This window comes from Candidatus Blochmannia festinatus (nom. nud.) (genome assembly GCF_059936355.1).
Window position 1 is genome coordinate 108,109 of sequence record NZ_CP012116.1, and the last position, 12,028, is coordinate 120,136.

9 protein-coding genes, 1 tRNA gene and 1 pseudogene are annotated in these 12,028 nt (G+C 28.4%); all 11 read left to right on the plus strand.

Annotated features, from left to right (window positions below):
* The first annotated feature begins 163 nt into the window (after positions 1-163).
* The 11 genes and pseudogenes from Bfest607_RS00500 (at position 164) to truB (ending at position 11,932) form a co-directional block, all read left to right on the plus strand.
* The gene (locus Bfest607_RS00500) at positions 164-811 is read left to right on the plus strand and encodes an RlmE family RNA methyltransferase (protein WP_500838372.1); all 648 of its coding nucleotides are present in this window, start codon (positions 164-166) and stop codon (positions 809-811) included.
* Positions 812-863: 52 nt separating this feature from the next.
* Positions 864-2,795, plus strand: coding sequence for an ATP-dependent zinc metalloprotease FtsH (gene ftsH / locus Bfest607_RS00505; RefSeq protein ID WP_500838373.1), 1,932 nt, complete (start codon positions 864-866; stop codon positions 2,793-2,795).
* A 130-nt stretch (positions 2,796-2,925) separates the two neighbouring features.
* Complete coding sequence (gene folP, locus Bfest607_RS00510) at positions 2,926-3,765, plus strand: dihydropteroate synthase (RefSeq protein WP_500838374.1); 840 nt, start codon at positions 2,926-2,928, stop codon at positions 3,763-3,765.
* 20 nt (positions 3,766-3,785) lie between these two features.
* Complete coding sequence (glmM, locus tag Bfest607_RS00515) at positions 3,786-5,156, plus strand: phosphoglucosamine mutase (RefSeq protein ID WP_500838567.1); 1,371 nt, start codon at positions 3,786-3,788, stop codon at positions 5,154-5,156.
* Positions 5,157-5,204: 48 nt separating this feature from the next.
* Positions 5,205-5,489 (plus strand): preprotein translocase subunit SecG, encoded by a 285-nt coding sequence (gene secG, locus Bfest607_RS00520; RefSeq protein ID WP_500838375.1) that lies wholly within the window; start codon positions 5,205-5,207, stop codon positions 5,487-5,489.
* A gap of 167 nt (positions 5,490-5,656) precedes the next feature.
* Positions 5,657-5,742, plus strand: a pseudogene (locus tag Bfest607_RS00525).
* A gap of 74 nt (positions 5,743-5,816) precedes the next feature.
* Positions 5,817-5,893 (plus strand) — tRNA-Met (locus tag Bfest607_RS00530).
* A 418-nt stretch (positions 5,894-6,311) separates the two neighbouring features.
* Complete coding sequence (gene nusA / locus Bfest607_RS00535; protein ID WP_500838376.1) at positions 6,312-7,817, plus strand: transcription termination factor NusA; 1,506 nt, start codon at positions 6,312-6,314, stop codon at positions 7,815-7,817.
* Positions 7,818-7,860: 43 nt separating this feature from the next.
* The gene (gene infB / locus Bfest607_RS00540) at positions 7,861-10,623 is read left to right on the plus strand and encodes a translation initiation factor IF-2 (protein ID WP_500838377.1); all 2,763 of its coding nucleotides are present in this window, start codon (positions 7,861-7,863) and stop codon (positions 10,621-10,623) included.
* A 179-nt stretch (positions 10,624-10,802) separates the two neighbouring features.
* Positions 10,803-11,171: a 30S ribosome-binding factor RbfA gene (gene rbfA, locus Bfest607_RS00545; protein ID WP_500838378.1), complete on the plus strand. Its 369-nt coding sequence runs from the start codon at positions 10,803-10,805 to the stop codon at positions 11,169-11,171.
* 23 nt (positions 11,172-11,194) lie between these two features.
* Positions 11,195-11,932: a tRNA pseudouridine(55) synthase TruB gene (gene truB, locus Bfest607_RS00550; protein WP_500838379.1), complete on the plus strand. Its 738-nt coding sequence runs from the start codon at positions 11,195-11,197 to the stop codon at positions 11,930-11,932.
* Positions 11,933-12,028 lie beyond the last annotated feature (96 nt).

Sequence of the window (12,028 nt, forward strand, 5' to 3'; positions counted from 1 at the left end):
ATATGGTTATTTTATAATAAATATTATATATTAGGTATAAATTAATTGTATTTATTTTATGATATCTTTAATAAGTGATTAATTTGATGAGATTTAAATTTGTCATTAATCAATTTAGTAAATTATTGTCATTATATGTAGGCAACAAATAGGTTTTATATAGATGTTTGATAGAAAACGTTTTATACATACGTCAAGATGGACTCAAAAATATTATGCAGATCAATATACACGTGCTGCACGAGTTCGAAGATTGAGATCGCGTTCTTGGTTTAAATTACAATTTATTGATCAGATTGATGTATTATTAAAAAAAGGTATAACAGTAATAGATTTAGGATCAGCTCCTGGGGGTTGGTCTACTTATGCATCAAAAAAGGTAAGTAATACAGGATATATTATGGCATGTGATATATTACCTATGAAAAAAATTAAAGGCGTTGATTTTTTACAGGGTGATTGTGAGGATCCTAATTTTATTAAAAAAATACGTTCTTGGGCAAACGATAAAAAGGTTCAGATTATTTTATCTGATATGTCTCCTAATACAACTGGAATATCGATAATTGATGTATGTAAATCTATACGTCTTGGAGATATAGCATTAAGTATATGTCAGAATGTTTTAGAGTTAGGAGGATCATTTTTAGTAAAAGTTTTTCAGGGAAAAGGTTTTGAGCAATATTTATGTAATGTAAAATCTTTATTTTGTAATGTGAAGATTCGAAAACCGAGTTCTTCAAGATATAATTCTCGTGAAGTTTATATTGTAGCAAAAAAATTTAGATATAAGGTAATTGATATATTATGAATGTTATATTAATGAGATTTATTAAAATTGGTTAAGAAGAGGGGTTATTCTTTTGAGTGATATGGCAAAAAACCTAATTCTTTGGTTAGTTATTGCGGTAGTATTGATTTCTTTGTTTCAAAACTTTGGATTTAATGATTCAAATAATCGTAAGGTAGATTATTCTACTTTCATGTATGAGTTAAATCAAGATCAAATTAGAGAAGCTCATATTAATGGCAGAGAAATTATTGTTATAAAAAAAGATAGCAGTCGTTATATTACTTATATTCCAGTAAATGATCCAAAATTACTTGATATTCTTTTGACAAAAAAAGTTAAAGTGATTGGAGAACCACCAGAAGAACCTAGTTTAATTACGTCTATATTAATTTCTTGGTTTCCTATGTTATTGTTAATAGGAGTATGGATTTTTTTTATGCGTCAAATGCAAGGAGGTGGTAAAGGAGCGATGTCTTTTGGAAAAAGTAAAGCGAAAATGCTTAACGAAAATCAAATTAAAACTACTTTTGAAGATGTTGCAGGATGTGATGAAGCAAAAGAAGAAGTAAAAGAGTTAGTAGAATATTTGCGTGAACCAAATAAATTTAAAAAATTAGGCGGAAAAATACCTAAAGGAATTTTAATGGTAGGACCTCCAGGAACTGGTAAAACTTTATTAGCTAAAGCAATAGCCGGAGAAGCTAAAGTTCCTTTTTTTACTATTTCAGGATCTGATTTTGTAGAAATGTTTGTTGGAGTAGGTGCATCTAGAGTACGAGATATGTTTGAACAAGCAAAGAAATCAGCTCCCTGTATTATTTTTATTGATGAAATTGATGCAGTTGGGAGACAAAGAGGTGCAGGATTAGGAGGAGGACATGATGAACGAGAACAAACTTTGAATCAAATGTTAGTAGAAATGGATGGATTTGAAGGGAATGAAGGAATTATTGTAATAGCTGCTACTAATAGACCAGATGTTTTAGATCCTGCTTTATTGAGGCCTGGCAGATTTGATCGTCAAGTTATAGTAGGATTACCAGATATTAGAGGTCGAGAGCAAATACTAAGAGTGCATATAAAAATAGTGCCATTATCTTCTGATGTTAATATATCGGTAATAGCGAGGGGTACTCCTGGGTTTTCTGGAGCAGATTTAGCTAATCTTGTAAATGAAGCTGCTTTATTTGCTGCTAGAGAAATGAAAAATTCAGTATCTATGGCAGAATTTGAAAAAGCTAAAGATAAAATAATGATGGGAACAGAACGACGTTCTATGGTAATGACAGAAATTCAAAAAGAGTCTACTGCATATCATGAAGCAGGTCATGCTATTATTGGAAGGTTAGTTCCAGATCATGATCCTGTACATAAAGTGACTATTATTCCTCGTGGTCGAGCTTTAGGAGTAACATTTTTTTTACCAGAAGTAGATGCTCTTAGTGTGAGTAAACAGAAATTAGAAAGTCAAATTTCTACACTGTATGGTGGAAGATTAGCTGAGGAAATAATTTATGGTGCAAATAGAGTATCCACTGGATCTTCTAATGATATTAAAATAGCTACATCTATTGCTCGTAATATGGTAACTCAATGGGGTTTTTCAGAAAAATTAGGACCATTATTATATGCTGAAGAAGAAGAGGAGATATTTCTTGGTCGATCAGTAGCTAAAGCAAAACACATGTCTGATGAGACTGCTCGTATTATTGATCAGGAAATTAAATTGTTAATTGAGAGAAATTATTTAAGAGCTCGAACATTGTTAATAGAAAATATAGATATTTTGCATGCTATGAAGGATGCATTAATTAAATATGAAACTATTAATGCCTCTCAAATAGATGATTTAATGAATAGGAAAAGTATGAAAGATTCATTTCATAAAGAAGGTATACAAACAAAAATTGATAAGGTAGATAATATACAATCTGATACTTCAAAAGAAGTACAATCTACAAGTAAAGAATCTTATGATAATAACCCAAATGTAGCATCGTAATAAATAGAAATTTATTTAAAGTTATAAATATTTATATTTATATATAGTATTTTTATATATATATTGTATATATAATTGTATGAAGAGCTATTGTTAATAACAAATTTTTTATTGTATATTGAAAAATATTATGAAATTAATTAGTAATAATCGGGTTTTAGATCTTTTTTATACACAAGTTATGGGAATTTTAAATATTACTCCTGACTCATTTTTTGATGGAGGATTATATAATACTGTGCCTAAAGCAATTAATCATGTATCTAAAATGATTAATGATGGAGCTACTTTAATTGATATTGGAGGAGAATCTACTAGACCAGGATCTAAGGGAATTAGTGACGAAGAAGAAGCAGAACGTGTTTTGCCTGTAATACGTGCTATTGTAGATCGTTTTGATATTTTTATTTCAGTAAATACATCATCAGCATTAATAATGAAAGAAAGTGCTCAAATAGGAATACATTTAATTAATGATGTAAGATCATTGACTACTAAAGGAGCAATGCAAGCTGCAGTATATTCTAATCTTCCGGTATGTTTAACTCATATGAAAGGTAATCCAAATACTATGCAAAAGTTTCCTAATTACCATAATGTTTTACATGAGGTGAATGATTATTTTAGTAATCAGATTATGAGATGTGAATTATCAGGTATTAGCAAAACTCGATTACTACTTGATCCTGGGTTTGGTTTTGGAAAAAAGAATCAGCATAATTATAAGTTATTGTCAAATTTAAAATATTTTCATCATTTTGGTTTACCTTTACTGATAGGAGTATCTAGAAAGTCAATGCTGAATTGTAATAATCGTACTGATTCTTCAAAAAATAGGTTGGTAGGAAGCATAGCATGCGCTGTCATTGCAGCAATGCAAGGAGTGCAAATTATTCGGGTTCATGATGTTAAAGAAACAGTGGAGGCATTACAAATAGTTAAATTTGTACAAGAAAAAGAAAGAATTTAATGGAAATAGGAATTATTTATATGAATCATTTGAGATATTTTGGAACTGATGGGATTAGAGGAAGGGTAGGTCTACCTCCAATTACTCCAGATTTTATGCTAAAATTGGGGTGGGCTGTTGGAAAAGTACTAAATTGTTGTGGTAGAAATCGATTTAATCCAGTGATTATAGGAAAAGATACTCGAATTTCTGGATATATGTTGGAATCAGCGTTGGAGTCTGGATTAGCTGCTGCTGGTTTATCTGCTTCGCTAACTGGACCTATGCCAACTCCAGCTATTGCATATTTAACTCGTACTTTTAGAGCTGAAGTTGGTATTGTTATTTCTGCTTCACATAATCCATTTTATGATAATGGTATTAAATTTTTTTCTATAAAAGGTACTAAATTAAATAATTATGTAGAGTATTCTATTGAAGCAGAACTAAAAAAATGTTTAACATGTGTTCAGCCTAAATTATTAGGGAAAGCTAGTCGTATTGTAGATGCTGTTGGGCGTTATATTGAATTTTGTAAAAGCACATTTCCTACTCATCTTAGCTTGAAAAAATTGAAGATTGTTGTTGATTGTGCTAATGGTGCTACTTACCATATTGCTCCAAGTGTATTTCGAGAATTAGGAGCGGATGTAATACCTATTTTTTGTCAACCTAATGGAATTAATATTAATAAAGCATGTGGAGCTATGGATATTCGTCAATTAAGAGCAAAAGTTTTATCAAAGAAAGCAGATTTAGGTATTGCATATGATGGAGATGGAGACAGAGTAGTTATGGTAGATCATATCGGCAATAAAGTAAATGGAGATCATATGTTATATATATTAGCTAGAGAATATTTATATGGTAGAAAATTGAATGGAGGTATAGTAGGAACACTTATGAGTAATATGGGTTTAGTATTAGCATTAAAACAATTAAATATTCCTTTTGTACGCGCTAATGTTGGAGATCGTAATGTATTATCTATGTTAAAAAAAAAGGGATGGTATATTGGCGGAGAAAATTCAGGTCATATCGTTTTATTAAATAAAACCACTACTGGAGATGGAATTATTGTTGCTTTACAAATACTATCCACTATGGTAACTAATCGCGTTAGTTTGTATGAGTTATGTCATGATATATATTTACTACCTCAAATTTTGATTAATGTATATTGTTTTGGTTTGTCAAATCTTTTACAGTCTAATTTAATAAAAAAAGAAGTAAAAGTAGTAAAAAAGGAATTGTCTGATCAAGGTCGAATATTATTGCGTCAATCTGGAACTGAACCGTATATCAGAATTATGGTGGAAGGAAGAAAATATAATAAGATTTTATGTTTAGCTAAAAGAATTGCTTCAGTCATTAAAGAAGAAATAAATAAAGTTAATAAGTTAATAATATGAGATAATTTTTGTTGAAATATTGATAAAAATTATTAATTATGAATAGGAATGGTACGAATTATGTATCAATTTTTTTTGGTTACATTTGTAATAATAGCTGTTATTTTAGTCATTTTAATTATGTTACAACAAAATAATGGAAATAGCATAGGAGGATTTGATCATCGTTCTTTAGGAGATATGTTAAATTCTGGATCTTTTAACGATAATGTGACTCGTATGATTGTTATATTAGCTGTATTGTTTTTTTTATTTAGTTTAATATTAGGAAATATGAATAGTAAATATAATGATCACGTGTATCTTCAAAGTAGCAGTAAACAAAAAAGATAGGATTATATGACAACGAGTAAATAAATATATGAAAATAAATACGATGATAGTTTAGTAATGATTTATTAGTACAATACAATGTTTTATTAAGAGAAATTAGGATTTTTTATTATTGTAGTGTTGTAATATTGTATATATATTTAAAGAGTAATTTATTACTGTCTAATGCCGAGATGGTGAAAAAGGTATACACGCTATTTTGAGGGGATAGTTCCTTGTATTAGGATTGCGGGTTCGATTCCCGTTCTCGGCATTAGACAGTAATATAATTAATTAGTTGATTTTTTTAAATATTTCAAGTAAAATGAAACGGTTGGATTTTAAAATAGCGGGGTGGAGCAGTATGGTAGCTCGTCGGGCTCATAACCCGAAGGTCGTTGGTTCAAATCCGACCCCCGCAACCATTGATTGGTAATGTATGATGTTTTTGATTTGATTATGTCGTTTCAATATAGATTAGTTTTTCTTTTTTTTAATGGAAAAACTGGTAATCCTGTTTTTTAAACTAATATTTTCCTATAATTCTTTATAATTACAGGAAAGTTCATATTTCATTATATATTGTGCATAATATTGATAATAATTGTTGTTTTAGTTGTTATTTAATATATATATATATATATAAAATTTTACTAAAATTAACTTTTTACAATATATTAATTATTATTAATATATAAATATACATAAATTGTTTGATAGAAGTTTGATGTTTATTGTATCTTTCTATCTGTATAGATAATATAATATTGTTCAGGATATAAATAAAAATAAATTAAATTGTTATATCATTATTAGTATAATAACTGATTGAGATTATTTGGAATGAATAAAGAAATTCTATCTGTAGTAGAAGCCGTTTCTAATGAAAAAGCAGTTCCAAAAGAAAAGATTTTTTCTGCATTGGAAACAGCTTTAGTTACTGCAACTAAAAAGCAATTTGAGCAGGATATTGATGTAAGAGTAATAATTGATCGGAAATCAGGTCAAATACATACTTTTCGTCGGTGGATTGTAGTAAACCAAGTGATACATCCTACCAAGGAAATTACTTTAGAGGCTGCTCGTTTAGAAAATTCTGAAATTAGTATTAATGATTATATTGAAGATACCATTGAATCAGTTGGGTTTGATAGAATTACAACTCAAACGGCTAAACAAGTAATTATTCAAAAATTACGTGAAGCAGAGCGTATGATTATTATTGAGCAATTTTTAAGTCGTCAAGGAAATATTATTACAGGTATAATAAAAAAAATAAATAGGAATGCTATCCATGTAGATTTAGGTAATAATGCTGAAGGTATAATTAAAAGAGAAGATATGTTACCTAGAGAAAATTTTAGATTAGGAGATCGAATACGTGGAATATTATATGAAATTAAACCCGATTCTAAAGGTCATCAATTATTCATAAGTCGTACTTGTACCGAAATGTTAATTGAATTGTTTCGCATTGAAGTGCCTGAAATTGGAGAAGAGGTTATTACTATAAAATCGGCTGCTAGAGATCCTGGTTCTAGATCTAAAATTGCTGTTAAGACAAATGATAATCGTATTGATCCTATAGGAGCATGTGTTGGAATGAGAGGAGCACGAGTGCAAGCTGTTTCTAGTGAATTAGGAGGTGAACGGATTGATGTTATATTATGGGATAATAATCCTGTTCAATTCGTTATTAATGCTATGTCTCCAGCTGATGTAGTTTCAATTATTGTAGATGAAGATAAGCATGCGATGGATATTTCAGTTAATGAGTCTAATTTAGCTCAAGCTATTGGGAGAAATGGTCAAAATATTAGATTAGTATCTCAATTAAGTGGATGGGAACTAAATATCATGACAACTCATGAATTGGAGAAAAAACGTCAATCTGAATTACGTAATACGATGAATATTTTTGTTCAGGTATTAAACATTGATGAGGAATCTGCTAAGGTGTTAATTGATTCTGGATTTTCCTCTTTAGAAGAATTAGCGTATGTTCCTATAACAGAATTATTATCGATCGGAGTATTTGATTCAAAAACAGTAGAGCTTTTAAGATTTAGAGCAAAGCAGGCTTTAAGAAATTTTTCTGGATTTGATAGATCTATAGGAAAAAATAATCATGACGATAATGTAAATTCAGTGTCAGAATTATTACAATTGTCTGGTCTTAAATATGAAACAGCATTAAAATTAATTGATCGTGGAATTTGTAAGTTAGAAGATTTAGCTGAACAAGATATTTTAAGTTTATCTGAAATACAAGAGTTAACAAAAAAAGAAATTGGAGATTTAATTATGGAAGCTCGAAATATTTGTTGGTTTAATTGTAATAATAAATAGTGATAATAATGTTTTAAATTAAAATAAAATGTAAAGGATTATTATGATATCATCACACGTGACAATTCAGACATTGGCTATAGAAATGCAGATGTCTGTTAATCATTTGATACAGCAGTTTTTAAATGCAGGTATTATTAAAACTGCATTTGATTTTGTTACTCAAAAAGAAAGAGAAATTTTATTTAAACATATGGACTTTAATAAAGTAGCAGTATTTAATGAGTTTTCCCTACAAAGGAAGACTCGTAGTACTTTAAATGTATCTAGTATCAGCGGAAAAAATAAAAAAATACAAATAGAAGTACGTAAAAAGCGTGTATATATGGTGAAATGTGCTATTCAAGATTCTTATTCTTCTAATGAATCACATGTTGTATTTCAAGATAGAAAAAGAAATTATAAGTATAAAAGTAATGATAATGAATTAATTAAGTGTAGTTCACAGCATAACAGGTTAGTTCTTTCAAAGCTTAATAAAATACAGGATTGTACTGATAAAAAAAGTATTATTAAAGAAGATTGTTTTAACCAAATAGATACAATTTCTGTTAAAAATAAATTAGAAACCGAAGAAATTTTTGATGTTACAGATAATAAAATTCAAAAAGATATCGATGTAAGTCAAAAAGAACAATTATACAATAAACAGGATGAATTATGTAATAATAAAGATGTAAATGTATCTACGACAAACAAAAGTACTATTAGTAATAGTAATAATAAATTGGGTAAAAATATTACATCAAAAAATATCAAAAAAGATGAAAAGAAATTAGAAAATGATTGTAAAAATGATGGTGATCGGGTTCGTTTAAGATATAGAAATTTAGGAAAACTAATTAAACATAAACGGCATTATAAATCTAAATCGTACATTATGGATATAATGAATGAATCTGATAAAGAAGAAAAGTTGCCGATCTCTGCCGTATGTCGTACCTCTAAAAATAGAAGAAAAAAAAGCGTCTTATTGCAAAGTTTCAATAAACCTGTCAATATAATTCCTCGTAATATTATTATAGATGAAACAATTAGTGTGTCAGAATTGTCTAGTAAGATGTCGGTAAAAAGTTCATATATGATTAAGAATATGATGAAATTAGGATTAATAATAACTACTAATCAAATTTTAGATCAAGAAACCGCTCAATTAATTGTAGAAGAAATGGGGCATAAAGCAATTTTACGTCGAGAAAATGAGTTAGAAGAGTTAATTATGAACGATGGGAACATAAATAATATTTGTGATAATACTGTTAATTTTAAAAACAATGAAATTGATTATAAAAATAGAGCTCCGATAGTAACCATTATGGGTCATGTTGATCATGGAAAGACCTCTCTTCTTGACTACATTCGTTCTACAACTATTGCTTCTTCTGAAGTTGGTGGAATTACTCAGGGTATAGGAGCATATTGTGTAAATACTGAAAATGGTATGATTACTTTTTTAGACACTCCTGGTCATGAAGCATTTATTACAATGAGAATTCGTGGAATTAAATTGACTGATATTGCTGTGTTAGTAATAGCTGCTGATGATGGAGTGATGCCCCAGACTATTGAATCTATTAATCATATTAAGAAATTTAATATACCAGTGATAGTAGCTATAAATAAGATTGATAAACTTAATAGTAATATTGATCGAATAAAAAATGAATTAAGTAGTTATAATTTAGTTCCAGAAGAATGGGGTGGACATACTCAATTTATAAATGTTTCAGCTATTTTAGGAACAGGTGTTAATGATTTAATAGATGCAATTTTATTGCAGGCAGAAATGTTAGAATTAAAAACAGTTCATTGTGGTATGGCAAAAGCTATAGTTATTGATTCTTTTTTGGATAAAGGAAGGGGCCCAGTTGCTATTATTTTAGTTCGTAAAGGAGAATTGAAGTGTGGTGATGTTATTTTGTGTGGAACAGAATATGGTCGAGTTAAGGCTATGCGTAATGAATTTGGATGTAATATTACAGCTGCTGGTCCATCAATTCCGATAGAATTATTAGGTTTATCAGGAACTCCTAATGCTGGAGATATGTTGATTGTAGTGCATAATGAAAAAAAAGCTAAAGAAGTAGCTGTATATAGAAAAGGAAAAAAACGTGAAATGAAATTAGCAAATAATTCTGATAAATCTTCTGTAATTAAGAACGTTTTTAATAATATTAATTCTGAAAATAGAATTTCTGAATTAAATTTTATTGTGAAATCTGATACTTGTGGAACTGCTGAAGTTATTTGTGAATCTTTAAAAAAATTACCAACCAATGATGGGGTGATAGTAAAAATTTTATCTACTTCTATTGGCAATATCACTGAAACAGATGCTATATTAGCATTAACTTCTGAGGCTATTATATTAGGTTTTAATGTTAAATCAGATTTAGTTGCTAGGAATATCATTGAATCACAGCATGTAGATGTACGTTATTATTCTGTGATTTACGATTTATTACATGAAGTAAAAAGATTAATATATAGCAAATCAGTGCCAAAATATAAATACGAAATAATTGGATTAGCTAAAGTCTATAATATTTTTAGATCTCCTAAAAATGGAACGATAGCTGGTTGTTTAGTGACTCAGGGAATCATGAAACTTCATAAAAAAATTAAAATAATACGTAATGATGCAGTAATTCATGAAGGAGAATTAGAATCATTACGTCATTTTAAAAATGATGTAAATGAGATTAAGAGTGGCATTGAATGTGGTGTAGGAATAAAAAATTATAATGATATTTGTGCTGGAGATATAATTGAAGTATTGGATTTAAAAATAAATTATCGTGTATAATAAATTATAAATGTTAAATATTTTAGTTATTATATATGTTATTTTTTGTTCTTTTTTTGTTACAGTCAAAATGATCAGATAAGATGATAAAATTAATCTTTTAAAACAGAGAAGATAATTTAATATATATGTAGATATATAGCAACCGATATAATTTTAGCTATTAAGGCATTTTAACAATGTATACAAGGCGATCTAGTCGTATTCAACGTATTTCTCAGGAAATACAAAGGAAAATTTCTATTATTATGCAGCGTAAAGTACACGATCCTCGTATAGGAATTACTACAATTTCAGGAGTGAAAGTATCTAAAGATTTAAGATATGCAAAAATTTTTATTACCTTTCTAGATAAAAATAATTTAGAAGAAATAAATAGTGCTATTGAAATTATACAAAAAGCTTCTTGTTTTATTCGATTTGTATTAGCTCATTCTATAAATTTTCGTGTAGTTCCAATATTGTTATTTAAATATGATTCTTCTTTACTATCAGGATTGAGAATAGATGATTTAGTGTCACAATTAAATAAAAATAAATGTATATAGTTAATATAAGTATGTATGAATGAATGCAGAGATATTTAAATTTACTCAAAAGGGATGTTCACGGGATTTTGTTATTAGATAAACCAGCTGGGTTGTCTTGTAGTTTTGTATTAAATAAAATTAAGAAAATTTTTTATGTTAAAAAAATTGGATATGCTGGTACTTTGGATCCATTAGCAACAGGAATGTTGCCTATTTGTTTTGGAAAACTGACAAAATTTTCTACATATTTATTAGAATCTAATAAACGGTATACAGTATCAGCTAAACTAGGAGAAAGTACTGACACTTTTGATTCAGATGGAGTAATTGTTAGCACTAAATCTGTTCAATGTAGTGAAAAAAAAATTGAAAAATGTTTAAAATCTTTTGTAGGTAAATCTTATCAGATTCCTCCTATGTTTTCAGCAATAAAATATCGTGGATTACCTTTATATAAATATGCAAGACAGGGTATTTTAGTACCTAGAGAACCTAGGATAATTTATATCTATTATTTATCTTATATTAATAGAATAGATAATGTTATTGAATTGGATATTTATTGTTCTAAAGGTACTTATATACGTAGTGTAATTAATGATATCGGAGAGAAATTAGGGTGTGGAGCGCATGTTGTGAGATTACGTCGATTAACAGTATCTAGATATGTCTCTTCGTCTATGGTAAATATTAAAACTATTGAGGATATTTTTTACAATACAGTTTTCAGTGATACAGAAGTATTAAATAAGCTTGATAAATTATTAATAGATCAATGAATGATGATTGATGATGCACAATAAATTTTTAGGACAATAGTTTTGTAATGTATTTATATTTATGTATATTATGCAATATAAGTGTACGTGACGATG